Source organism: Saccharothrix sp. NRRL B-16348, from assembly GCF_001280085.1.
GTDB lineage: Bacteria > Actinomycetota > Actinomycetes > Mycobacteriales > Pseudonocardiaceae > Actinosynnema.
In genome coordinates, this window is sequence record NZ_LGED01000220.1 from 1 (window position 1) to 23671 (window position 23671).

A 23671-nucleotide genomic window follows, 5' to 3' on the forward strand; every position below is an offset into this window, starting at 1 on the left:
ACGAAGACCCCAAGCCCTTCGTCTGGACCAAGGACGCGGACGAGATCCTCGAACGCCTCGCCTCATATCTTGATCGAATTCCTGGCGCAGGACACTAGCGGATCGGAAATGGCGCGTACGCGGCAACGAATGAGCCTTGCGGCGCAGCGGATGCACGCCACATGCTGGCACCATGTCCGAACAGGTGAATGTCCTGGCACGTGTGGTCAGGTGGCGGCGTACTGGGGCCCGCACGTTCGCCTTCGCCGCCCGGGTGGACGGCACGTGGTGGGTGCTGAGGCTCAACGACTTCCCTCACCACCCGCTGTACACGCTGTTCGTCGACCGGCACGTGGTCGGCGATGTGGAGGACGTCTCGTCCAGGGCACCGGCCTGGGACCTCGACGCCGCCGAGCGGCCGAGCCTGACCGACGAGCAGCGCGACGAGGTGCTCGCGTTGACGCGCGGGCTCGAACCGTACGGCAGCGAGGTCGGCCGGCCCTGTGAGGGCGACTGGTGCTCCTGCGCCGGGGACAGAATGTGACGACCACTCGGTCAGGGGACGCGCCACAGCGAGATGGCCAGGTCGTTGTGAGAGACAACGGCCAGCACACACCGGTCAGGGCTGAACACCGCCGAACGCGCCCTGCGCTCACCGTGGAGCACGATCAACTCACCGGTGTTCTTCACGTCGGCCGGATCGGACACCCACAGCTGACCAACGACCCAGCGCAGGTCCGCTCCCGTCCACGAAGGACGGTGCAGACGACCCGGTTAGCGGTATTCCCTCGACAGACGGCTGGCAGTGCAGCCGCGACTTCCCGGCGACACCCAGCCGCCGTCCTGCCCGTTTCTCCGGCCGGAGGAGGAACACGGAATAGATCAGCGGCGGCTGGGTGCTCCAAGGCCGCCCCGGGCGGAATCCCGTGCGGTCTACGGACCGCCGAGCGCGCAGGGCTTGATGTCGACCCGCTGGTCCGGGTCGCCCTCGACCGTCGGGTTGATCAGCGCTTCCCCCGCCCTGCGCCACGGCAGTTCCGGCCACCACTGCCGCTGCGCGGCCACCGCTTCCGCGGTCGGCTCGGTCGGCGCTCCGGGCACCAGCGCGAGGTAGTCCTGAGTTCGGCACCGCGCCTCGGCCCGCACCCGCTCGACCGGTTCCGTCCAGCTGTGCGGTGCGAGGTCGAACAACCCCCAGTGCACCGGGATCATCAGCTTCCCGCCGACCAGCGCGTTCGCTTCGACGGCCAGTTCCGGCCCCAGATGGTTGTCCGGCCAGGCAGGGTCGTATTGCCCCGAGCTGATCAGCGTCACGTCGAAGGGGCCGAGGCGTTCCCCGATCTGCTTCAGATCCTGGAAGTACCCGGTGTCGCCCGAATACCACACCCGGTGCTGCGGACCTTGCAGCGCCCATCCCGACCACAGGGCTTCATTGCTGTGCAACGGGTTCCGGCCCGAGTTGTGCCGGGCGGGGGTGGAGGTGAACCGCGTGGAGCCGACGGTCGCGTTCTGCCACCAGTCGAGTTCGCGAATGCGGTCCGCGGTGATGCCCCACCGCTCCAGGTGAGCGCCGATTCCCAGTGGAACCACGAACGTGGTGTCCCGCCACTGCGCCATGGCGCTGATCGTGGGTTGGTCGAGGTGGTCCCAGTGGTCGTGCGAGATGAGCACGACGTCCACCGGCCCGATCTCGGAGAGAGCGGCCGGCGGCCGGTAGAAGGGCTTGATGCCGAGCAAGCTCGACGGCCCGGACTGCTCACCCCAGAACGGGTCGACCAGCACCCGGGATCCGTCGATCTCAATCAGCGACGACGAGTGGCCGAACCAGGTGACGCGCAGTCCTGTCGCCGGCGGGACGTCGAACAGGCGGGTGTCGGTCGGCACGATGTCGAGGGCCTGGCTCGGGCTGCTCGTGTCGCTGCCGGAGAACGACCCGATGGTCGCGTTCCACCCGTCGATCCACAGCGGCTGGGGGACGATGAACTCGCCGTCGTGCCAGTGCGGCGACTGCTCGATCCTCGCCAGCCGGTCGCCGGACGGGAATGCGCCGAACGGCGTGCTGCGCACGTAGATCAGGGCGCTCCCCACCGAAAGCACCAGCACCAGGCCGAGGGCGATCAACACGCGGCGTGTCCAGCGACGTCGGCGGCGCGCCGGAGTGGGCTCGTCCCCGGACTCGGGTGCGTCCGGAAGACCGCTGTCATCACCCGGTTGTGGCATTATCACGTCAGTCCTTCGCGTATTGATGCTGGCGGGCGCGAGTGCGAAGCGGTTGAATCTCGCCGACTCGGAGCCGGCCGGCCCGCAAGCGAGTGCGTTCTTCCGCCCTCCAGTCGGGGCTGTACCTCGATCGGTCGCACCATCAGGTGCGACAAGAACGATTTTCAGGGCGCTCACTCACCACGTCAACGACTTAGGGTGTCCCTGTCAGTAGCTGCTTAACCGGGTATTGAGCAGTGCCACGACGCACGATCACGGCTCTCCGAAGGGGATTCCGCGCGGTGCGCGTGGTCCGCGCACCGCCGAACGTGACCGGCCGAGGTGGGGGCGCGGCGAGGGCGGCACCCGAGCTCCCCGCCGCGCCCCCAGTTCACGCCACCAGGGCGATCGGTGGCGCGCTGACACCCGAGAAGCCCGACAGCTGAATGGTCTCGGCCACCGCGCCCCGGGCGCCCGTGATCTCGATGCGCAAGCCCGGTCCGGCCGTCTGGTGCGCCATCAACAGGCTCCGGATTCCCGCGCTGGGCAGCGCGGTCAGGCGTTCCAGGTCGAACACCAGCCGCCGGACGGGCAGCAGGGCCACCGCGCTGATGAGCTGGTCCAGCGTGAGGACTGCCTCTTGTCCCGCGTACCCAGTCAGGGTCACGGTGGCCTCGTCGTCGTCCATTTCCACCTTCGTGTACAGCGTCATCCCTCTGCTCCTCCTCGCGGGGCCGTGGTGAGCACCAGCACCGAACGCGGCCCCGCCGTGATCCGGTCCTGGTCGACGGGCACCGGGTCCCGGTGCACCTCGCGCGTTGTGGTGTCCAGGAACAGCCGCCACCGCGTGCCCGGCGGCAGGGCGACCTCGGTCGGTTCCCAGTGGGAGTTCGCGATCACCAGCACGACGTCGCCGGGCGCCCGGAACTCCACGGTGAGCAGCAGGCCCTCCGCCTCGTGCCGGACACCGTCGTACGCGTCGTGGCGCAGAGCCGGGTGTTCCCGGCGGAACGCGATCAGCGACCGGGTGAACGCCACCAGGTCCCAGTTGCGCGTCGCCGCCTCCCAGTCCACCCACGACAACTCGTCGTCGTGGCAGTAAGCATTGTTGTTGCCCTGCTGGGTGCGGCCGAACTCGTCGCCCGCGACCAGCATCGGCACACCTCGGCCGAGCAGTAGCAGCGCCAGCGCGTTGCGGGTGAGCCGCCGGCGCAGGGCCAGCACCTCCGGGTCGGAGGTCGGCCCTTCGTGGCCGCAGTTCCACGAGTGGTTGACGTGCTCGCCGTCGCCGTTGTGCTCGCCGTTGCGTTCGTTGTGCTTCTCGTTGTACGAGAACAGGTCGGCGAGGGTGAAACCGTCGTGGGCGGTCACGAAGTTGACCGACGCCAGGGGTCCCCGCCCGTCGTACAGGTCGGGCGACCCGGCCAGGCGCAGCGCCGCCTCCCCGGCCGTGCCCGGGTCGCCCTTGACGAAGCGCCGGACCGCGTCGCGGTACCTGCCGTTCCACTCGGCGAACCGGCCGTACGCCGGGAACGAGCCGACCTGGTACAGGCCCGCCGCGTCCCACGCCTCCGCGATCAGCTTGGTGTCCCGCAGCAGCGGGTCCGCGGCGATCGCGCGCAGCAGCGGTGGATCGGCCAGCGGCGTGCCGTCGCCGTCCCGCGTCAGCGCCGACGCCAGGTCGAACCGGAAACCGTCCACGTGGTACTCGATCACCCAGAACCGCAGGCACTCCAGGACGAACTCGACGACCAGCGGGTGGTTGGCGTTGAGCGTGTTGCCGGTACCGCTGTAGTCCCGGTACCTCCCCTCTTCGTCCAGCAGGTAGAACACCTGGTTGTCGAGGCCGCGCAGCGAGATGGCGGGGCCGTTGTCGTTGCCCTCGGCGGTGTGGTTGAAGACCACGTCCAGCACCACCTCGATCCCGGCCCGATGCAGTGCCTTCACCAGCGACTTCAGCTCCGCGGCGGCGTCCGGGCCGGACGAGTAGCCCGCCTTGGGCGCGAAGAACCCGACCGTGCTGTACCCCCAGTAGTTCCACAGCGCCTGGCCCGCGACCTGGTCGAACCGGTCGTTGGCCAGCTCGTCGAACTCGAAGACCGGCAGCAGTTCGACGCAGTTGACCCCCAGCTCGCGCAGGTAGCCGACCTTCTCGGCGAACCCCGCGTACGTGCCGGGCGCCGCCACCCCGGACGACGGGTGCCGGGTGAAGCCGCGTACGTGCGCCTCATACACGACCAGGTCGCGCGCCGGCAGGTTGAGCGGCCGGTCGCCCTCCCAGTCGAACTCGTCAGCCACCACTCGACCGCGGTACCGGAACCCTTCGAACGGCTGCCGCGGTCCGCCCCACCGCTCGCCACCGCCGCCGATCGCCCGGGCATACGGGTCGGCGACGACGCGCCGCGGGTCGTAGCGGTCGCCGGGGCCGCTCGGACCCCACACCCGGTAGCCGTACTCCAGGTCGCGGTGGTCCAGACCGGGCACCGTCACCGCCCACACGCCGCCGGTCCGGCACTCCGGCGGCAGCGGGAGCTCCGCGAAGGGCTCCGCCTCCCCCATCCGGTACAGCACCAGCGACACCGCCGTCGCCCCGGTGGACCGGACGACGAACGAGATGCCGCCCGGCACCACCCGCGCACCTGGCGGGTGCGGCGGTGCTGGGCGCACCGCCTCGATCAGCTCCGCTTCCATGTCCCCCCCGGGAAGTTCCACCGAACAGCGACACCCCGCACCCGGCGCACGGCCGGCCGCGTGGACCTCACACCGCGACGAGCCTCGCGCGCACCTTCACCGGCGAGGACGTGTCCGGCAGCCGCACGGTCAGCGACTCCGGGTCGAACAGGTCGTACGGACCACCGTCGACCTCCACCGACTGCAACCGCACCGACCCCGGCGGCAGCGCGTCCGGCGCCACCCGTAGCACCCGGTCCGGGAACCCGTCCGGCCGCGGCCGGAACCACAGGTCCAGCGACTCGCCGCGGATCAGCAGCCGTTCGTAGACCTCGGCGAGGAAGCACAGCTCGGCGGCGTGGTACATCGACATCGAGTGGCTGCCCTTGAGCCGTTCGGTGCCCAGCAGGTACGGCGTGCCGTCGGCCAGGACGCTGAAGTACACGCCGCCCTCGTCGTGGTCGAGGAAGAAGGCGTTGTAGAACGCCTCGGACTCGCGGGCGAGCCGCAGGAACTCGCCCTCGCCGGTGTTCCCGGCAAGGATCAGGTACGCCAGCACGCCCTGCTCCTGCTGCCACCACGCCTTGCGGTCGTGCCAGGTGAGCCGGTGGCCGGGCACGCCCGGGCGGTGCGCCCGCTCCACCACGTCGTACCAGCCGCCGCGCCGGGTGTCACCGCCCACCGCGGGCATGGTCTCGCCGATGGCGCGGGCGAGTGCGGTGTAGGCGTCCTTCGGGCGGATGGCGTTCATCCGCATCAGGTTCCACGCGATCTTGAGGTTGTGGCCCACCACCGCGCGGTCCTGCTGCCAGCCCCACTCGCGGTCGTGCGTCCAGTCCGCGTGAAACCGCTCCCGCACGAACGGGCTCGCCTGGTCCGGGAAGTGCCGGACGATCAGATCGAAGCACTCCTCCAGCATGTCCGCGTCCTGCCGGCGCCCGGTGGCGAGGTACAGGTTGAGCAGGTACGCGGGCGCGTGGTCGCCGATCGAGTTCCAGTTCTTGCGGGACCGGTTGGGCCCCAGGGACTCGTGATCGGGCCGCAGGTGCACCGGGTCGATGTGCGAGTAGTAGCCGCCGCGCTCCCCGTCCCGGAAGAACCTGTGGAACAGCCGCACGGTCGCGTCGACGTCGGCCAGGACCTCCGGGTCGCCGGTGATCCGGTAGGTCTGGGTGGGGCCGACCAGCGCGTAGATCTGCTCGTAGGCCGGGATGGACCGGAAGTCGTCGCCGAACTCGGAGGAGAACAGCTTGGTCTCCACGCCGTCGGCGACGTCGAGGCCGTGATACCAGTACACGACGTCGTTCTCCGGGTCGGCGAACCGCAGGTGCTCGCGCAGGTAGCGGGTGCCGCGCTCGGCGACGTCGAGGAAGTCGTCCTCTCCGGTGAGCAGGAACGCCGACGCCATCCCGTACACCAGCCGGGAGATCGTGTCGGTCTCCTGCACGTGCCTGCCGCTCTTGTCGCCGCCCAGCCGCAGGACGGTGCGGTAGTCGACGTAGTCGACCTCGCCCGTGCCGAACTGGGCGACCCGGTAGAAGCGGGCCAGCTCGCGGAGCTGGCCCGCCCACCAGCCCGGCCGGGCGAACGCGTACTCCCCCGCCTCGCGGTCGAGGAACACGATCCGCGTGGCGTCGAAGACGTGCCCGTCGCCGGTCGGCGAGTAGATGCCGTGCGCAAGGACGTGCCGCCCGGGTGTCAGCAGCTCCGCCTTGCGCGAGGTCAGGTCGGTGTGCGGCTCGCCGAGGTTGCGCAGCAGCTCGGCGGAGGCGTGCTCGAAGCCGACCCGCAAGGGGTGGCCGTCGCCGGTGCGCAGGTCGACCAGGCCGCGGTCGGGGTGCGCCTCGACGACGTACCCGGCGACCAGGTCGGAGATCCGGACTTGGGCCAGCGGGTCAGCGGCCATGGCGCACCCCTCCAGTTGGCCGCACGGACGAGCGCCACCACCGGGTGGTGCGGTCCGCCGTGCGGGCGGCCAGCAGGTCGATCACGGTCCGCGCAAACAGGTGGCAGTGGTCGGCGCTGCGCGCGGTGACCAGGTCGCCGCTGACCACCACGTCCTGGTCGACGTACTGCGCGCCCATGTTGCGCACGTCCGCGACCAGGTTGTTGTGGCAGGTCAGCGGGCGGCCCCTGACCACCTCGGGGATCGGTGCGACCAGCCACAGGCCGTGGCAGATGACGCCCTTGAGCACCGACGGCTCGGCGAACGCCCGCCGCAGCAGGTCCACCGCGGGCGCGGTGCCGCCCGGCGACTCGGCGTAGCGCAGCCGGTCCGAGACCATGCCCGAGGGCACGATCAGGGCGTCGTAGCCGCGCAGCCGCTCGTCGTCCACCTGCTCCAAGTCGCCGTCCACCGTGATCGGGAGCTGGTGCTCGTGGCCGGTGAACGTGATGTTCTCCCGGCCCCACAGGCGGGTCAGGAACTCGACCTGCGCGCCCTCCTCGGCGAACCTGAGCCGGTAGTAGTCGATCTCCGGCTCCACGTAGTCGGTCTCCATCAGGATCGCGATGGTGCGCCCGGTGAGGGCGCCGGCCTCCCGCAGGATCGTCGTGGTCATCGCGTCCGCTCCTAGTCCGTCTGCAGGTCGATCAGGAACGGGCCGTCGTGGTCGAGCATCTTGCGCACCGACGGCTCCACCTGCGCCGGCTCCTCCACCCGCAGCGCCTCCACGCCCATGCCCCTGGCCAGGTCCACGAAGGAGATGTCGGGGCGCAGGTCGAAGCCGTCCGGGTGGCGGCGCGACGGCACCCCGCTGTCCCGCCAGTACTGCTCGATGTTCAGGTCCAGCAGCTGATAGCGGTGGTTGTTGCAGATGACGAACTTGGCGGCGACGCCGTGGCGCGCGGCCGTCCACAACGCCTGGATGGTGTACATGCTGCCGCCGTCGCCGGTGACGCCGACGACCGTGGCGTCCGGTCGGGCCATCTTGGCGCCGATGGCGCCGGGGATGCCGATGCCCAGCGAGCCGCCGCGGGTGAGGAAGTAGTTGCCCGGCACGTGCGGCGGCAAGTGGCTGAGCAGGCCCGCCGAGGCGGTCAGCGCCTCGTCGAACAGCACCAGGTCCTCGTCGGTGTGCGCGGCGAGGGCGGCGCTGAAGTGCTCCACCAGCGGGCTGTCCGCGGTGAGCGCCGGCGGTGTCCACGGCGGGACCGGCGCAGGCTCGGCGGGTGCGCCCAGCGCGTCGGCGAGCGCCGCCAGGGTGGCCTTCGGGTCGGCGACCAGGGCGACGTCCACCGGGAAGTTCTTGGCGATCTCGTAGTCGTCGAGGTCGACGTGCACGACCCGGGCGCCCTCGCCGAACGGGCTCTCCAGGGCCGGGAACACCTCGGGGAAGGTGTAGGTGCCCACGACCAGCACCGCGTCGGCGTCGGCCACGACTCGCCCGCTCACCGAGCCGAACATGTGCCCGAGCTGCCCGCGGTAGAGCGGGTGGCGGTTGTCCATGTTCAGCTCGGAGTTGTCCAGGCCCCACACGGGCGCGTTCAGCACCTCGGCGACGCGGGCCAGCTCGCGCTGCGCACCGGACACCGCCACGCCGTCGCCCATGAGCACGACGGGGTTGCGCGCACCGCGCAGCGCCGCCACCGCGCGGTCCAACTCGCCGGGGACGGGCCGGACCGCGCGGCTGGGAATGGTGCTCGGCGCCACCGGCTCGGCGTTGAGCGCGTCGAGCACGTCCATGGGCAGCGCGACGAACACCGGGCCGCGGGGCTCGGTCATCGCCGTCTTCACCGCCCTGCGCAGCACGCGCAGCACCGAGTCCGGATGGGTGACGCGGGTCGCGTGCTTCGTCACCGGCTTGGCCATCGCCACCAGGTCGACGGCCATCTGCGAGTCCATGGCGTCGTAGCGGACGCCCGCCTCGCCGGCGATGACCACCAGCGGCGAGTGGCCGCGCATGGCCTGGTAGAGCATGCCGATCCCGTTGCCGAGACCGACTCCCGTGTGCAGTTGCACGAGGGCGGGCCCGGCCGTGGCACGGGCGTAGCCGTCCGCGATGCCGATGGCTACCGTCTCCTGCAGCGCCAGCACGTAGTCGAAGTCGGAGTCCTGCTCGATGGCGTCCAGCAGACCCTGCTCGACCGTGCCGGGATTGCCGAACATCGTCGTCAGGCCGTCGGCCCGCAATTGTTCGAGAAGGGCGTGCTTGCCCTGCCGTTCGGTCATTGACCTGCCCTCCGCGGGTGTTTTCCGATTACCAGCCGAACCGAATCAGACCGTTTTCCAGGACCTCCACCAGCTTGTCACCGGCGAGGAAGGAGTCCGGAGTCGAGCGGGCCGTGATGAACGGGAAGTCGACGATCACCGAGGTTTCCTTGCCGACGTTGCCGTGGAACTGCCCGTCGGGACCAGTGGCGTCGCGCAGGATGTACTCGAGCGGGTACGGCGGCGGGCCCATGTTGAACTCGACGCCGACGAATCCGGTGCCGTCCTTGTAGTCGTACTCCTTGCAGTGGCCGGTGACGTGCTTGCCCCAGATGATCGACTTGCGGTCGTCCCACTCGCGGGCGAACGCCAGGGCTGCGACGCCGTAGCACTCGCCGACCACCGGCTTGTCGGCCCGGATGAACGCCAGGATCAGCTCGTGCAGCCTGCCGTTGTTGGCCAGGTCGACGATCGGGCCCGAGCCGCCGACGATGACGAGGGCGTCGTACTCGGCGACGTCCTGGGCCAGCGTGGCGATCTCCCGGTAGTACGCCTCCATGGCGCGCAGCGGGTTCGGCGCGCTGTCGTAGGGGCGCTCGGGAATCCAGTCGGCGAGGCTGACCGGGTTGTCCAGGCGTGACGACTCGTCCAGCTCCCGGGCCGCGACCGCGACCTCGGGGGTGGTCACCGACCGGCCCAGCGGCGGGTCGACGTAGCCCGGGTCGAGGCTGGGCGGCAGGGCGACGGGGCGCTTGCCGGTCGGGGTGGCGAACACCGCCGTGTACCCCTGACGGTCGCAGGCCACCAGCGGCCCGAGCAGCTCCTCGCCCCAGTAACCGTATTCGGAAAGGATGAACAGGATCTTCTTGCTCATATTTCCTCCTTGTGCGGCGCCGATCCTCCCGGAACCGACAGGTCAATCTTCGCGGGCATTCGCCCGACAAACAAGGAATCGCGGCTCTTGTGGCGCCAGTCAGCGAGTTGCGAAATTCTCCGTGCATTCGACGTTCTCCGTGCAATGGGCATTTTCCGTGCACTGCGCGGAGAACAGCCACGCCACGGTGGACGCGGGCAGGTCGAGCACGCCGGTGACGTGCTCGCCGGTCAGGTGCGGGCGCTCGCTGTCGAGCAGGGTGGTCCAGGGACCGCCGACGTCCACGCGTTGCGGCACGCCGGAGAAGTTGGCCGCGCACAGCAGCGTGCCGTCCGGGCCGGTGCGGCGGAACGCGAGCACGTTGCGGCCGGGATCGCTGAGGTGCCAGGCGAAGGCACCCCGGTCGTCGTCGGTGGCGTGCAGCGCGGGGGTGCGCCGGTAGACGTGATTGAGCCGGCGCACGAGGTCGAGGACGCCCTGGTGCGGCGGGCTGTCGGCCAACTCCCAGCACAGCGAGCCGTCGCTGTCCCACTCGGGAGGCTGGCCGAACTCGCCGCCCATGAACAGCAACTGCTTGCCCGGGTGCGCCCACGTGTACGCCAGCAGCGCGCGCAGACCCGCGGCGCGTCGCTTGTCGTCGCCGGGCATGCGCTGCCACAGCGAGCCCTTGCCGTGCACCACCTCGTCGTGGGACAGGGGCAGCACGTACCGCTCGTTCCACGCGTAGTCCAAGGGGAGCTCCAGCTCCCCGTGGTGCGCGGCGCGGTGCACCGGGTCATGGCCCAGGTAGCCCAGCACGTCGTGCATCCAGCCGAGGTTCCACTTGAGGTCGAAGCCCAGGCCCTCCGGCGCCGTGACGCCCGGCCAGGCCGTGGACTCCTCGGCGACCACCACCGCGCCGGGCACCTCCCGGTGCACCGCGGCGGTCAGCTCCCGCAGCAGCGCCACGGCCTCCAGGTTCTCGTTGCCGCCGTGCGCGTTCGGCTCCCACTGCCCCGGTCCGCGCGAGTAGTCCAGGTAGAGCATGGAGGACACCGCGTCGACCCGCAGGCCGTCCAGGTGGAACTCGGTCAGCCAGTACAGGGCCGAGGCGATCAGGAAGTTGCGCACCTCCGGCCGGCCGAAGTCGAACACCAGCGTGCCCCAGTCCGGGTGCTCGCCGCGTTGCGGGTCGGGGTGCTCGTACAGCGGGGTGCCGTCGAATCGGGCCAGCGCCCAGTCGTCGCGCGGGAAGTGCGCGGGCACGAAGTCCAGCAGGACGCCGATCCCCTTGCGGTGCAGGTGGTCCACGAAGTAGCGGAAGTCGTCCGGGGTGCCGAACCGGGCCGTGGGCGCGAAGTAGGAACTCACCTGGTAGCCCCACGAGCCGCCGAACGGGTGCTCGGTCACGGGCATCAGCTGGACGTGCGTGAAGCCCAGGTCCGCGACGTGGTCGCCCAGCTCGTGCGCCAGCTCCCGGTAGGTCGGCCGGCTCCCGTCCTCCCTGGCGCGCCACGAGCCGAGATGCACCTCGTAGACGCTCATCGGCTCCTTCGCCCAGTCCCGCCGGGCCTGGGAATCCCCGTCGCGCCAGCGGTACCGCGACCGGAACACCACCGAGGCGTTGGCGGGCGGGCACTGGGTCGCCCGGGCCATCGGGTCGGCCTTCTCCCGCCAGCGGCCGTCGGCGCCGAGCACCGCGAAGCGGTAGCGCTGCCCGGACCGCGCCTCCGGGGCGAACAGCTCCCACACCCCGCCGTCGCGGCGGCGCATCGGGTGCGCGGCGCCGTCCCAGCCGTTGAAGTCGCCGCGCACGCGGACCTCGCGGGCGGCCGGGGCGAGCACGGCGAACGACACGCCTCCCGCCGGCTCGACCCGCGCGCCCAGCACCTCCCAGAGCGCGGGGTGCCGCCCCTCGCCGATGAGCCGCAGGTCGTAGTCGGTCAACGTCACCCCGGTCACCCCATCCTCTCCGCGGCGGCCACGAACCCCTCGATCGCCCGCAGCGGGACGTCCACCCAGTCGGGCCGGTTGCGGGTCTCGTAGCCGACCTCGTAAGCGGCCTTGTCCAACTGGTGGGCGAGCAGCAGCGCGGGGTCCGGCGCGCGGCCGGCGCGCTCGGCGTAGCCCGCCAGGAACTCCCGCTCCGCGGCCCGGACCCAGTCCCGGTCGGGTGTGCGGCTCGCGGCGTAGTCCAGGGAGCGCAGCACCCCCGCGACGTCGCGCAGCGGCGAGTCCCACCGGGCGCGCTCGGGGATCGGTGCACCCGGCTCGCCCTCGAAGTCGATCAGCAGCCACCCGCCGGCCACCGCCAGGACCTGGCCGAGGTGCAGGTCGCCGTGCACGCGCTGCCGGGGCGACCCCGGCAGGGCCGCCCGGCCCGCGCCCACCAACAGGCGCGTCAACCGGTCGACGTGCCTGGCCAGCGCGGGCACCTCGGCGGCGGTCCGGTCCAGGCGGTCGAGCATGCCGTCCACCAGCGCGGACAGGTCGGCACGGGTCAGCGGCGTGCTGCCGAACGCGTCGGCCAGCGCCGCGTGGGTGGCGGCGACCGCCTCGCCGAGCGGGCGCAGCCGGCCGGTGAACCCGGGCGTGCCCGCCAGGTCCCAGCCTGACACCGCGCCCACCGCGTACCCCTGCACCACGGCGAGGGTCGACGTGCCGTCGTCCACCACGCCGTGCAGCGGCGGGACCGTCGGCGTCGGGCCGAGCGCCTGGGACACCGAGACCTCCGGGTTCACCCCGGGGAAGATCCGCCGGAAGAACTTGAGGATGTGCCGGTCGCCGAACACCACCGAGGTGTTCGACTGCTCCCCCGTGATCCGCCGGACCGGTGCAACGGGCACGACGGGCGCGTGGGCGGTGAACCGGACGCCGTCACGCTCGGCGTCGGCCGCGACGAGCGCCAGCACGTGCGCCATCAGGTCCGGCACGTCGGTGGCGTCGACCGCCCACAGGCCGCCGAGGTCGGTGATCGGGTCCGGCGCGGGCTCCGCCAGCAGCCCGAGCGGGAGCTGGTAGCGGTGCGGCTCCGGCTCCCCGACCAGGTGCACGTCCACGAGCACGACCAGGCAGCCGTGCCCGAGGTCGGTGACCCGCGCGAGGTCCACCCGCTCGACCTGCCGCCCCTTGGCGGCGAACCAGCGGCGGCGGGGCAGCCAGTCCACCAGCGCCGCCGCGAGCCTCGTGCGGTCCCAGGCCGAGAACGTCATGACGTCCTCACCAGCGACAGCCAGTAGAATCCGTGCCCGACGACGGTGAGCGCGTGGTCCGGTGACTCCACCACGCCGAAACCCTCCCCGCCGGTCAGCTCGACCAGCTCCTCACCGAGGTGGTCGGACAGGTCCAGCCACACCGCCTGCGGGTGGCGGGACAGGTTGTAGACGCACAGGACAGCGCCAGCACGCTCGGGTTCGACGACGGCATCTCCAGGTACCCGCCCAGCCCGAACGCCGGGTGCCGCCGCCGCACGGCCAGCATCCGCCGCGTCCAGTGCAGCAGCGACGAGGTGTCACGCTGCTGGGTCTCGACGTTGAGCGACTGGTAGCCGTAGATGGAGTCCATGATCACCGGCAGGTAGAGGCGCCCGGGGTCGCAGTCGGAGAACCCGGCGTTGCGGTCGGGGGTCCACTGCATGGGGGTGCGGACGCCGTCGCGGTCACCGAGCCAGATGTTGTCGCCCATGCCGATCTCGTCACCGTAGTAGAGGACGGGCGAGCCGGGTAGCGACAGCAGCATCGCGGTGAACAGCTCCTGCTGGTTGAGCGGCGCCAGCCGTCGTCTGATGCCGATGTTCGCCTTCATCCGCGGATCCTTGGCGTACTCCGCGTACATGTAGTCGCGCTCTTCGTCGGTGACCATCTCCAGCGTGAGCTCGTCGTGGTTGCGCAGGAAGATGCCCCACTGCGCGCCCGACGGGATCTCCGGGGTCTGCGCCAGGATCTCCGTGATGGGGAACCGGTTCTCCCGCCGCACGGCCATGAACAGCCGGGGCATCAGCGGGAAGTGGAAGGCCATGTGGCACTCGTCGCCGCCCACGGCCGGGTCGCCCAGGTACTCCACCACGTCCGACGGCCACTGGTTTGCCTCCGCCAGCAGCACCCGGTCGTGGTACTCCTCGTCCACGACCTTCCGGCAGCGCTTGAGGAACTCGTGCGTCTTCGGCAGGTTCTCGCTGTTGGTGCCCTCCTCCTCGAACAGGTAGGGCACGGCGTCGAGGCGGAAGCCGTCGATGCCCAGGTCCAGCCAGAAGCGCAGGACGTCGAGCATGGCCTCCTGCACGGCCGGGTTCTCGTAGTTCAGGTCGGGTTGGTGGGAGAAGAACCGGTGCCAGTAGAACTGGCCGCGCACCGGGTCGTAGGTCCAGTTCGAGGTCTCGGTGTCGACGAAGATGATGCGCGCGTCGGCGTACTTCCGGTCGTCGTCGTTCCAGACGTAGTAGTCGCCGTACGGGCCGTCCGGGTCGTTGCGCGAAGCCTGGAACCACGAGTGGGCGTCACTGGTGTGGTTGAGCACCAGGTCGGTGATCACCCGGATGCCCCGCCGGTGCGCCTCGTCCAGCAGGTGCACGAAGTCCTGCACCGTGCCGAACTCGGGGAGCACCCGCCGGAAGTCGCTGATGTCGTACCCGCCGTCGCGCAGCGGCGACGCGTAGAACGGCGGCAGCCACAGGCAGTCCACCCCCAGCCACTGGAGGTAGTCCAGCTTGCCAGTGAGCCCTTCGAGGTCTCCGACACCGTTGCCGTCGGAGTCGGCGAAGGCGCGCACCAGCACCTCGTAGAACACCGCGCGCTTGAACCACTCGGGTTCGTCGCGGGCCGGTCTCGCGCTGAGCGGATCGGTGGACGCGGCCGTCGTCATGGGCGCACCTCCTGGGACGCGGTGGCGATGTGCGCCACCGTCTGGTTCGGGTCCAGCCGCACGTAGGTCCGCTCGGACCAGCGGAACACCTGCCCAGTCACCCGGTCGTGCGCGGTGAACCCGTCGGGCAGGCCCAGCTCGTCGAGCCGCCACGTCACGGTGCCCTCCTGCGGGCGGGCGGGGTCGAGCGTCACCACGACCAGGACGACCTCGCCCGGCGCGGTCTTGGAGTAGGCGATCAACGAGTCGTTGTCCACGTCGTGGAACCGCAGCGTGCGCAGCTCACGCAGCGCCGGGTGGGCGCGGCGGATCTCGTTGAGCCGGGCGATCCACGGCTCGAGCGTCCCGTCGCGGCCGAAGTCGCGGTGGACGAGCTGGTACTTCTCCGAGTCCAGGTACTCCTCGCCACCCAGGCGCAGGGGCTGGTGCTCGTAGAGCTCGAAGCCCGAGTACACGCCCCAGGTCGGCGCCACCGTCGCGGCCAGCGCCGCGCGGATCGCGAACATCGCCGGCCGCCCGGACTGGAGGTGCTCCGGCAGGATGTCCGGGGTGTTGACGAACAGGTTCGGACGGGCCTCGTCGGTGTGGGCGACCAGCTCGCGACCGAAGTCGATCAACTCCGCCTTGCCGGTGCGCCAGGTGAAGTAGGTGTAGGACTGGCTGAACCCGCGCCGCGCCAGGCCGTAGAGCCGGGCGGGGTTGGTGAACGCCTCGGCGAGGAACACGACGTCGGGGTGGGTGCGGTGGACCCGGGCGATCAGCCACTCCCAGAAGTCCGGCGGCTTGGTGTGCGGGTTGTCGACCCGGAAGATCCGCACCCCGTGGTCGACCCAGTGCCGCACGACGCGCAGGACCTCCGCGTACAGGCCGGCCGGGTCGTTGTCGAAGTTCAGCGGGTAGATGTCCTCGTAGCGCTTGGGCGGGTTCTCGGCCGTGGCGATCGACCCGTCGGGCCGGTGGGTGAACCACTCGGGGTGCTCGCGCACCCACGGGTGGTCCGGCGAGCACTGGAGGGCGAGGTCGAGCGCCACCTCCAGGCCCAGCTCGCGCGCGCGAGCCACGAAGTCGTCGAAGTCCTCGATGGTGCCCAGGACGGGGTGGACGGCGTCGTGGCCGCCCTCCGACGAGCCGATGGCCCACGGGGAGCCGACGTCACCCGGGTCGCTCACGGGGTTGTTGTTGGGGCCCTTGCGCTTGGTGTGGCCGATCGGATGGATCGGCGGCAGGTAGACCACGTCGAAACCCAGGGCGGCGACGCGGTCCAGCTCCGCCGCCGCGGTGGCGAACGTGCCGTGCAGGGGTAGACCGTCGGGACCCAGACCGCCGGTCGAGCGGGGGAACAGCTCGTACCAGGAGCCGACCAGGGCGCGTTCGCGCTCCACCAGCAGGCGGTGCGGCGCGCTGAGGGTGACCAGCTCGCGGACCGGCTGGGTCGTCATACCGTCGTGCACGGGGGCGGACAGGGCCAGGATCACCCGGTCGACCAGGAGTAAGTCCTTGCGCCGCAACCGCTCGGCGGCTTCGAGCAGCCGCGCGCGGCGAGGATCATCGGTCCGGCCCTCAGCTGGGCCGGTTGGGTTGTCGGGCTGGTCCCGGGGCAGGATGTTCGTCGCGCTGCCGGTGCCGGGTGCTCCGCCGGACGGGCCCGGGCCGGGGTGCGCGACCGCCCGCTCCAGCAGTCGCGCACCCTCCTCCAGGTCGAGGTCCAGTTCGTCGGGCGACACGCCCGCCGCGAGCTTCGCCTCCACCGCCCGCCGCCACGTCGCCCAGGGGTCGCTCCACGCCTCCACGCGGAATGTCCACTCCCCCGGCCGGTCGGGGACGATGGTGGCCTCCCAGCGGTTGTCCGGGCCCGGTTCCATCCGCGTCCGCCGCGACGCCGCGTCCCCCGGACCGGACCACACCACCTCGGCCGCGACCGCCTGGTGCCCCTCCCGCCAGGCGGTCGCCGACACCGGCACGTGCTCGCCCACGACCGCCTTCGCGGGCCGCAGACCCCCGGAGACCGCCGGGCGGACGTCCTCCACCGCGATCCGCTGCATGACTGATTCCTCCTCGACCACGACCTCGGGAACGGACTACCGGGCGTCCGGCCCGATCACCCAGTGCTCCCGGACGACCATCTCGTGCAGGTAGCGCTCCTGGACGATCGAGCGCAGCTCCTCCTCGGCGCGCTGGAACTCCGGCGACGCCAGGGCCGCGGCCAGCGCGTCGGTGTCGTCGAACCACAGCTGGTAGGCGGCGTCGAGGGTGGCCTCACCGATGCCGTACGCGCCGTCCACCACGTGGTTCTGCAGGTAGCCCCGCAGGCCCGGCACCTCGGCCACCAGCTCGGCGTGCCTGCCCAGGCTCTGCTCGCGGAACGCCGCCAGCGGCAGACCCTCGCGGCGCTTGACCAGCCGCACGATCTTCACGCCTTCGGCGCGGGGCGGCTCGACGACCTGGTGGGCGTCGGTGTCCAAGACAAGCGTGCGCCAGAACGCGGCCCACTTCGGCTCGTCCAGCCGCGCGCCTTCCAGGAATTCCGGCGTCTGCAACGACTCGATTTGCTCCTCGGGGCGCAGCCAGATCTCGGCGATGCCGCTCCACAGCGGCTCAGCGCCGTCCCCCGGCAGCGGGAGGCGGGTGTCGATCCTGTACCGCCGGATCTGCGGGATCTTGCTCGCGTACCGGACGGCGTGCTCCTCCAGCCAGTAGCGCTGGAACTCCCCCTCGGTCATGCCGGGCTTGGGGTGGGCGAAGATGAGCTGGTGGATCATGGCTTCCTCCTTCGGCTTCAGACCTGGTAGCGCTTGAGGACGTCCTCGGCGAACCCGAGGTAGTCGCGCAGCGGCCAGACCTCTTCGAACTCCAGGTACTCGCGCATGGGCAGCCGGCCCAGCGCGGTGCGGTCCAGTTCCTCGGCGCTGGGCGCGTCGATGATGCCGATGACGCGCTTCTGCGCGGCGACCTTCCACAGGCCCACGGCGAAACCCGAGTCCAGGGTCTCCTTGGCGTGGGCCGCTTCCTCCTGCTCGATCTCCCAGAGCTCGTCGAGCGTGATGCGGCCCTCGTGGTTCCAGCGCATCTGGACGTAGAACAGCATGGCGTCAGCTCCCGGCGTGGTCAGGCGGCGCGCAGCCGCGCGATGATCGGGTGGTCGGGGTCGAACACGTCCAGGGCGACGTCCAGCGGCGTCTTGCCGTCGTGGCCGACCAGGTCGGTGCGCGCGCCGGCGTCGAGCAGAGTGCGGGCGCACTCGTCGTAGCCGTGCCACAGGGCGTCGTGCAGCGGCGTGTAGCCGTTGGTGGCGCCCTGGAAGTCCAGGTCCACGCCGGGCGCGGTGACCAGCAGCGCGGTGATCTGCCCGTGGCCGTTGTAGACGGCCTTGTGCAGCGGGCACGCGCCAAAGGTCGGCTCGGTGGCGTTGACGTCGGCACCGGCGGCCAGCAGTTCGCGCACGATCTCCAGGTGTCCGTCGCGGGTGGCCACCAGTAGCGGGGTGTGCAGGTCGTTGAAGCCGTTGCGCACCGGGTAGCGGGCGTCGACCTCGGCGCCGTCGGCCAGCAGCCGCCGGACCCGGGCGGTGTCGCCCGCGGCCGTGGCGGTCATCAGCTCCTGCTCGGCGATGCGGCGCTCGTCCTCGCTCTCCCTGCCCTTGAGCAGCTTCTCGGCTTCGAGCAGCTTCTCCTTGCCCAGCGAGTTGACGTTCAGCTCGAACTCGAAGTGCTCCTTCATGGAGAAGCCGTAGTGCGTCGACAGGTTCACGCCCGCGCCCTGGTCGAGCAGGTAGCCCACGACCTCCGGGTGCTTGTACCAGAGGGCGTCCATCAGCGCGGTGTGACCGGTGGTCGGGGCCACCGCGTCGATGAACGCGCCCGCCTCGACCAGCGCGCGCACGGTGGCCGGGTCGCCGTTCTGCACCGCCTTGTGCAGGGCCGTGCAGCCCGCGCGGGTGTCCACGCCGTGGACGTCGGCGCCGCCGTCCAGCAGCGCCGACACGGTGCCCACGCGGCCCAGGCCGGCCGCCACCTGCAACGGAGTCAGCCCGGTGGTCGCCTCGCGGCGGTCGGGGTCGGCGCCGTCGCGCAGCAGGGTGCGGACCCGCTCGTCGTCGCCCGCGCGGACCGCGGCGAGCAGCCGCTGGTCGATGTCGGAGCGGAACAGCGCGATCTCGGGCGCGGAGTCGAAGAACGCGCGCCACTCATGGACCAGCTCGTCCTCGCCGACCTTGAGGAGCATGGTGAACTCGAATTCCACCGCCATCCCGGTGTGCTTGTGACCGATTTTCTGGTAATTGAGCACGAAGGCCCGGTCACCTTCGACCACCAGGTCCCGCTGCTCGAATTCCAGGATTTCGGTGTCGAGCGTGCGCAGCCGGAACGCCTCTACCACGTCGTCCTTGCCGCGCCACGTCCTCAGGTTGGGGATGACGGTGTTGAACTCGTTGCCGGGCAGGTCGAAGACGATGTCCTCACCCAGCGCGGCGAGGACGCCGTCGAGGTTGCCGGACTGGACGTCGGCGAACAGCCTGGTCACGATCTCACGTGTGCGTGCGGTTTCCACCACAGCCGGCTCTCCTTTTATTCGCACGGGCTTGCCTTACCGATAAAACCAGCGAAACGGGCGCCGGACAACGTTTCCGGCACGGACCGCGCACACTTCCAGCCGTGGACTGAATTCCGTGCAGTCGGCGATTTTCTGCAACTGGGCGAACAACAGAACGGACCCGCCGCGGGGTCGCGGGGGTCCGTTCTCCGGGAAGGGCTCAGGCCCAGGGCAGAGGCGAGTAGCGGGTGTCGGCGACACCGCGTTGCACGGTGGTGCGCCGGTCCTGGATGGACTCCCACTGGACGCCGTACATGTCGCGCACGGTGATGTCCTGGCGCAGCAGGTCGTGCGGGTAGCCCAGGTCGAACGCGGCCGACCGCTCCAGGCGCCCGATCTGGTCGTCGGTCAGCACGACGTCGGCGCAGCCGAGGTTGTCCCGCAACTGCTCGACCTTCGTGGCGCCCAGCAGCGGGATCACCACGCCCGGACGGGTCCGCACCCAGGCCAGGGCGACCTGCGCGGGCGTCCAGCCGCCCTCGGCCGCGACCTTGCCGACCTCGACCACCAGGTCGTCACCGCCCGCCATGCTGTGCTCGCGCGGTTGCACGGTCAGCCGGCCCTGCCCGCCGCCGTTGAGGTACTTGCCGGTGAGCCTGCCCTCGGCCAGGGCGCCCCACGCCAGCACCGGGACGTCGAACTGACGCGCCATGGGCAGCAGGTCGCGCTCGGCGGCGCGCTCCAGCAGGTTGTACCGGATCTGGAGGCCCACGAACGGCGACCACCCGCGCAGCTCGGCCAGTGTGTTGGCCTGTGCCACCTCCCACGCGGGCCAGTTGGACGCGCCGACGTGCAGCACCTTGCCCAGCCGCACCTGGTCGTCCAAGGCGCGCATCAGCTCGGGCACGGGCATCAGCGTGTCGTGGGCGTGCACCCACAGCAGGTCGATGCGGTCGGTCCGCAGGCGCCGCAGGCTGGCCTCGATGGACGAGACGAGGTTCTTGCGGCTGTTGCCCGCCGAGTTCACGTCGCCCAGGTCGGTCTGGAGGGTGAACTTGGTGCCGATGACGAACCGGTCGCGGCGACCGCCGCGCAGCATGTCGCCCAGGTACTCCTCGGACGTGCCACCGGTGTAGTGGTCGGCGGTGTCGATGAAGTTGCCGCCCGCCTCCTCGTAGCGGTCGAGGATGCGCGCGCTGGTGTCCTTCGGCGCGCCCCACCCCCAGTCCTCGCCGAAGGTGACCGTGCCGAGCGCGAGTTCAGAGACCCGCAGCCCGCTGCGGCCGAGCACCGTGTAACGCATGGAACCTCCTGGTGTGTTGGGTGGGGATCTACCGCTCGGTCGCGATGACGGGGCTGTACTGCTCGTAGAGCTCGACCAGCTCGCCGGCGGGGCCGCGGACGAAGGCCACGCGGACCAGCATCTCGGGGTCGCCGTTGATCGTGACCGTGGTGGGCTCGCCCGACCAGTCGTCGAAGCCGAACGGCTGCGCGCCCGCGGCCAGGCAGCGCTCGTAGGATTCGTCCACACTGGACACCGCGAGTCCGATGTGGTGCACGGGTCCGGCCGAGGAGTCCTGGCCGGGCACGCCGCCGGGGAACAGCTCCAGGTAGGTCTGTCCCTCCAGCTCGATGTAGACACCGCGACCGCTGTAGACGGTCTTGCCGGTCCCGGTGTAGGTCTTGGTCCACTCGTAGGTGCGCGAGAAGCCCAGGGCCTCGCGGTAGAAGCGAATCGACTCGTCCACGTCCGGGCAGAAGATCGCGACGTGCATCAGGGTCGCGGCGCCGGGCGGGCGGATGGACACGGGGCTCATCTGTCCTCCAGTGGTGTCAGCGGTTCAGCCAGGCGGTCAGCCGCCCGGGGAGGTCGGCGGCCTCGGCGGCGGGTGCGGTCAGGGCGACGTGCCCGTCCGGGCGGACCAGCACGGCGTGTGGCAGGTTCGGGTCGACGGCCACCGCGACCGGCGTGAGACCGCGCTCCGCGGCCTCCTTGACGGCCACGGCGCCGTCCTCGGACGGCAGGACGACCGACCAGCCGATCCCGTCGGCCATGCCGGGCCGCGGCGGCATGCGGTCGCCGACCGCGGGCGGCGGTCCGCCGTCGCCGCCGCCGTAGGTGATGGCGAGCTGGGCCAGGCGCTGGGCGAGCCAGCCGGAGAACTCCGGCAGCTCGCCCAGAACGCCGAGCACCCGGTTGCGCAGGTGGATGCTGTCGGGTTTGCTCATCGTCGAGATGTCGTGCAACTGCGCGGTGAACGACAGCAGGCCCTGCGCCATCGGCCGCCGCTCGCCGTCGTAGGTGTCCAGCAGGGCGGGGCCCGCGGTGCCGTCGAGCACGGCGGCGAGCTTCCAGGCGAGGTTGAGCGCGTCCTGGATGCCCGTGTTCAGGCCCTGCGCGCCGACGGGACTGTGCACGTGGGCGGCGTCGCCGACGAGGAAGAACGGCCCTTTGCCGAACGTCTCGGCCAGCCGGTGCCGCACGCGCCAGATCGACACCATCTCCAGCGACTCGACCTTCGCGCCGGCCGCGGCGGGCCCGCGCGCGTCCAGCATCTCCTGCACGGCGGCCAGGTCGGGCGCCGGTGTGTCGTCCTCGACCAGCGCCACCATCCGGTACAGCCGGCCGGGCAGGTGGGAGATCGCGGCGAGGCCGGCGGGCGAGAAGAAGAAGCTGATCTCGCCCTCCGGGCCGGCCCACTCCATCACGAACTCGATCAGGGCGAAGTTGTGCGGGCGCTCGTGGCCCTCGAAGGCGATGCCGGCGCGCTGCCGGACGACGCTGTGCAGGCCGTCGCAGCCGACGACGTAGCGGGCGCGGATGGCCCTGATCTCGCCCGTGTCGTCGTCGGTGACCATGGCCATCGCGCCGGGGTGCTGCTCCTTGACGTCCACCACGGACCAGCCGCGGTGCACGTGGCCGCCGACCTCGGCGAGCTTGGCGGCCAGGATGCGCTCGGTGGTCTCCTGCGGGATGGCCAAGACGAACGGGTAGGGCGTGTCCAGCTCGTGGAACGGGGTTTCGAGCAGGACGCGGTCGCCGTCGCGGGCCGCGAACGACCGCCCTGGGCGCCCGGCGGCCACCAGCTCGTCGGCCACGCCCACGGCGGACAGCGACTCCAGGGTCCTGGCGTGCAGGGCGGCGGCCCGCGAGTTGGGCGACGGCGCGAGCTGCCGCTCGACCACGACGTGGTCCACGCCCAAGCGGGTCAGCGCCAGCGACAGTGCCAGACCGGTCGGCCCGCCGCCGACAACCAGGACGTCGGTGCTGCTCGGCAAGCCGCGCTTGCCCGGGTCACTGCTCATGGGTCCTCTCCCCGGTGGGAAATTCCGGGTCCGCTCCTCCGAAAATCGGGCGGACGATCGCCGGACCAGTGTCGGAGACCGCCGGGAACGGCGACAAGAACGACTGAACACACCGGCCCGGAAAACCAGGAGCAGCGCCGACTTGACGGAGTCCGGGAACTCGGGCCACACATTCCTCCCGGTTCGCCGGGACCGGGCGCTACATTCGACCCACCTATTGTGCGACCACTTCAGAGGAAGGTGCGCAAAATGAGTACCGAGCTGTCCGGCGAGGATCGCCGGGCGCGCAACGTCGCGACCCTGGAAGCGTATTTCACGCACCTCGCCGCGCTCGACGTCGACTCGTGGATCGAGCTGTGGGCGGAGGGCTGCGTGCAGGTCATGCCGTTCGCCGCAGGCGGTGTCCCGGGCCGTGTCGAAGGCCGTGACCTTGTACGGGAGCTGTATCAGGGCATGGCCAACGGTTACGCGGAGCTGACTTTCGCGGACTTGGAGATCTTACCGCTGGACGACCCGGACAAGGTCCTCGCCCTGTGGCGCCCGCGCGGCCGGATGACCGACGGCCGCGAGTACGCCAACGAGAACGTCGGTTTGTTCGAATTCGACGCCGACGGGCGCATCGCGATGTTCACCGAGTACTTCCACCCGGTGCGCGTGGCCGAGGCGTTCGCTGCGGAAGGAGCCCTGTCGTGAACTCGGAGCGCAATGTCGCCACCATGCGCCGGTACTTCGAACTGCTGAGCCGCAAGGACTTCGACGGCTGGCTCGACCTGTGGGCCGACGACGGCGTGCAGTTCATTCCCTACCACGATGACGTGCTGCCGCCCGAGGTGCGCGGGAAGGCCGAACTCGGGCGGCTGTACCGCGAGATCCACGAGTCGTACTCGCACATGCGGTTCACCAACGTGGAGATCCACGCTGTCCACGGCGCCGACCGCGTGTTCGCCCGCTGGCACCCGGTGGGCCGACTGCTGGCCGGTGGCGAGTACGAGAACGACAGCATCGGCCTGTTCGACTTCGACACCAACGGCAGGATCACCCGCTACACGGAGTGGTTCAGCCCGCTGGGCTTCTCGGACAGCTTCGAGGTGACGCGCTGAGCGCGGGACAAAGGGGCGGCCGGGGTC

At 70.9% G+C, this 23671-nt stretch carries 20 protein-coding genes and 1 pseudogene; 3 read left to right on the forward strand and 18 right to left on the reverse strand.

The features are described from left to right. The first annotated feature begins 172 nt into the window (after positions 1–172). On the forward strand, positions 173–523 hold the full coding sequence (locus ADK67_RS30870) for a hypothetical protein (RefSeq protein WP_063797778.1): 351 nt from the start codon (positions 173–175) through the stop codon (positions 521–523). An 11-nt stretch (positions 524–534) separates the two neighbouring features. On the opposite strand, the gene ADK67_RS51385 is transcribed toward ADK67_RS30870, so the two are convergent. The 18 genes and pseudogenes from ADK67_RS51385 to ADK67_RS30955 all read right to left on the reverse strand — a co-directional run bounded on the left by ADK67_RS51385 (position 535) and on the right by ADK67_RS30955 (position 22544). Next, on the reverse strand, positions 535–687 hold the full coding sequence (locus ADK67_RS51385) for a hypothetical protein (RefSeq protein WP_157620950.1): 153 nt from the start codon (positions 685–687) through the stop codon (positions 535–537). Between the two features lie 225 nt (positions 688–912). Further along, positions 913–2103, reverse strand: coding sequence for an MBL fold metallo-hydrolase (locus ADK67_RS30875; RefSeq protein ID WP_053720070.1), 1191 nt, complete (start codon positions 2101–2103; stop codon positions 913–915). Between the two features lie 466 nt (positions 2104–2569). After that, positions 2570–2890 (reverse strand): STAS domain-containing protein, encoded by a 321-nt coding sequence (locus tag ADK67_RS30880; RefSeq protein WP_053720071.1) that lies wholly within the window; start codon positions 2888–2890, stop codon positions 2570–2572. Further along, positions 2887–4890 carry a glycogen debranching protein gene (locus tag ADK67_RS30885; protein WP_197289695.1) on the reverse strand — a complete coding sequence of 668 codons (2004 nt, stop codon included), beginning with the start codon at positions 4888–4890 and terminating at the stop codon, positions 2887–2889. Before ADK67_RS30885 ends, ADK67_RS30880 begins: the two co-directional genes overlap by 4 nt. A gap of 46 nt (positions 4891–4936) precedes the next feature. Next, entirely contained in the window at positions 4937–6754 is a 1818-nt protein-coding gene (locus ADK67_RS30890; RefSeq protein ID WP_053720073.1) for an AGE family epimerase/isomerase, read from the reverse strand. Continuing rightward, positions 6744–7409, reverse strand: coding sequence for a DJ-1/PfpI family protein (locus ADK67_RS30895; RefSeq protein WP_053720074.1), 666 nt, complete (start codon positions 7407–7409; stop codon positions 6744–6746). The genes ADK67_RS30890 and ADK67_RS30895 overlap by 11 nt, the downstream gene beginning before the upstream one ends. An 11-nt stretch (positions 7410–7420) precedes the next feature. Continuing rightward, positions 7421–9019 (reverse strand): thiamine pyrophosphate-binding protein, encoded by a 1599-nt coding sequence (locus ADK67_RS30900; protein ID WP_053720075.1) that lies wholly within the window; start codon positions 9017–9019, stop codon positions 7421–7423. A 28-nt stretch (positions 9020–9047) separates the two neighbouring features. Further along, complete coding sequence (locus ADK67_RS30905) at positions 9048–9872, reverse strand: type 1 glutamine amidotransferase domain-containing protein (RefSeq protein ID WP_053720076.1); 825 nt, start codon at positions 9870–9872, stop codon at positions 9048–9050. A 99-nt stretch (positions 9873–9971) separates the two neighbouring features. Then, positions 9972–11804 carry a 1,4-alpha-glucan branching protein GlgB gene (gene glgB, locus ADK67_RS30910; protein WP_197289714.1) on the reverse strand — a complete coding sequence of 611 codons (1833 nt, stop codon included), beginning with the start codon at positions 11802–11804 and terminating at the stop codon, positions 9972–9974. Positions 11805–11809: 5 nt separating this feature from the next. After that, positions 11810–13063, reverse strand: coding sequence for a maltokinase N-terminal cap-like domain-containing protein (locus tag ADK67_RS30915; protein WP_053720078.1), 1254 nt, complete (start codon positions 13061–13063; stop codon positions 11810–11812). Then, a pseudogene (gene treS / locus ADK67_RS30920) lies at positions 13060–14711 on the reverse strand (maltose alpha-D-glucosyltransferase). Before treS ends, ADK67_RS30915 begins: the two are co-directional and overlap by 4 nt. Then, positions 14708–16753 carry an alpha-1,4-glucan--maltose-1-phosphate maltosyltransferase gene (locus tag ADK67_RS30925; protein WP_053720079.1) on the reverse strand — a complete coding sequence of 682 codons (2046 nt, stop codon included), beginning with the start codon at positions 16751–16753 and terminating at the stop codon, positions 14708–14710. The pseudogene treS and the gene ADK67_RS30925 overlap by 4 nt, the downstream one beginning before the upstream one ends. A gap of 36 nt (positions 16754–16789) precedes the next feature. After that, positions 16790–17470, reverse strand: a complete 681-nt coding sequence (locus ADK67_RS54825) for an EthD domain-containing protein (RefSeq protein WP_053720080.1) — start codon at positions 17468–17470, stop codon at positions 16790–16792. A gap of 17 nt (positions 17471–17487) precedes the next feature. Beyond that, positions 17488–17796, reverse strand: a complete 309-nt coding sequence (locus tag ADK67_RS30935; protein WP_053720081.1) for a muconolactone Delta-isomerase — start codon at positions 17794–17796, stop codon at positions 17488–17490. A 20-nt stretch (positions 17797–17816) separates the two neighbouring features. Next, entirely contained in the window at positions 17817–19259 is a 1443-nt protein-coding gene (locus ADK67_RS30940; RefSeq protein ID WP_053720082.1) for an ankyrin repeat domain-containing protein, read from the reverse strand. A 199-nt stretch (positions 19260–19458) separates the two neighbouring features. Continuing rightward, on the reverse strand, positions 19459–20541 hold the full coding sequence (locus ADK67_RS30945; protein WP_053720083.1) for an aldo/keto reductase: 1083 nt from the start codon (positions 20539–20541) through the stop codon (positions 19459–19461). Between the two features lie 28 nt (positions 20542–20569). Beyond that, entirely contained in the window at positions 20570–21055 is a 486-nt protein-coding gene (locus ADK67_RS30950) for a VOC family protein (RefSeq protein WP_053720084.1), read from the reverse strand. 16 nt (positions 21056–21071) lie between these two features. Continuing rightward, positions 21072–22544: an FAD-dependent monooxygenase gene (locus tag ADK67_RS30955; RefSeq protein WP_053720085.1), complete on the reverse strand. Its 1473-nt coding sequence runs from the start codon at positions 22542–22544 to the stop codon at positions 21072–21074. 249 nt (positions 22545–22793) lie between these two features. Here ADK67_RS30955 and ADK67_RS30960 point away from each other — a divergent pair, with 249 nt between their 5' ends. Continuing rightward, positions 22794–23237 (forward strand): nuclear transport factor 2 family protein, encoded by a 444-nt coding sequence (locus ADK67_RS30960; protein ID WP_053720086.1) that lies wholly within the window; start codon positions 22794–22796, stop codon positions 23235–23237. Further along, the gene (locus ADK67_RS30965) at positions 23234–23644 is read left to right on the forward strand and encodes a nuclear transport factor 2 family protein (RefSeq protein ID WP_053720087.1); all 411 of its coding nucleotides are present in this window, start codon (positions 23234–23236) and stop codon (positions 23642–23644) included. The genes ADK67_RS30960 and ADK67_RS30965 overlap by 4 nt, the downstream gene beginning before the upstream one ends. Positions 23645–23671: the final 27 nt, after the last annotated feature.

What these genes read in the sequence shown, in the direction of transcription:
- ADK67_RS30945 (WP_053720083.1), bottom strand. Translation starts at nt 20,541, where the DNA reads ATGCGTTACACGGTGCTCGGCCGCAGCGGGCTGCGGGTCTCTGAACTC.
- ADK67_RS30880 (WP_053720071.1), bottom strand. Translation starts at nt 2,890, where the DNA reads ATGACGCTGTACACGAAGGTGGAAATGGACGACGACGAGGCCACCGTG.
- ADK67_RS30950 (WP_053720084.1), bottom strand. Translation starts at nt 21,055, where the DNA reads ATGAGCCCCGTGTCCATCCGCCCGCCCGGCGCCGCGACCCTGATGCAC.
- ADK67_RS30905 (WP_053720076.1), bottom strand. Translation starts at nt 9,872, where the DNA reads ATGAGCAAGAAGATCCTGTTCATCCTTTCCGAATACGGTTACTGGGGC.
- ADK67_RS30890 (WP_053720073.1), bottom strand. Translation starts at nt 6,754, where the DNA reads ATGGCCGCTGACCCGCTGGCCCAAGTCCGGATCTCCGACCTGGTCGCC.
- ADK67_RS30955 (WP_053720085.1), bottom strand. Translation starts at nt 22,544, where the DNA reads ATGAGCAGTGACCCGGGCAAGCGCGGCTTGCCGAGCAGCACCGACGTC.
- ADK67_RS30935 (WP_053720081.1), bottom strand. Translation starts at nt 17,796, where the DNA reads ATGCTGTTCTACGTCCAGATGCGCTGGAACCACGAGGGCCGCATCACG.
- ADK67_RS30895 (WP_053720074.1), bottom strand. Translation starts at nt 7,409, where the DNA reads ATGACCACGACGATCCTGCGGGAGGCCGGCGCCCTCACCGGGCGCACC.
- ADK67_RS30870 (WP_063797778.1), top strand. Translation starts at nt 173, where the DNA reads ATGTCCGAACAGGTGAATGTCCTGGCACGTGTGGTCAGGTGGCGGCGT.
- ADK67_RS30915 (WP_053720078.1), bottom strand. Translation starts at nt 13,063, where the DNA reads ATGACGTTCTCGGCCTGGGACCGCACGAGGCTCGCGGCGGCGCTGGTG.
- ADK67_RS30960 (WP_053720086.1), top strand. Translation starts at nt 22,794, where the DNA reads ATGAGTACCGAGCTGTCCGGCGAGGATCGCCGGGCGCGCAACGTCGCG.
- ADK67_RS54825 (WP_053720080.1), bottom strand. Translation starts at nt 17,470, where the DNA reads ATGATCCACCAGCTCATCTTCGCCCACCCCAAGCCCGGCATGACCGAG.
- ADK67_RS30900 (WP_053720075.1), bottom strand. Translation starts at nt 9,019, where the DNA reads ATGACCGAACGGCAGGGCAAGCACGCCCTTCTCGAACAATTGCGGGCC.
- ADK67_RS30925 (WP_053720079.1), bottom strand. Translation starts at nt 16,753, where the DNA reads ATGCAGCGGATCGCGGTGGAGGACGTCCGCCCGGCGGTCTCCGGGGGT.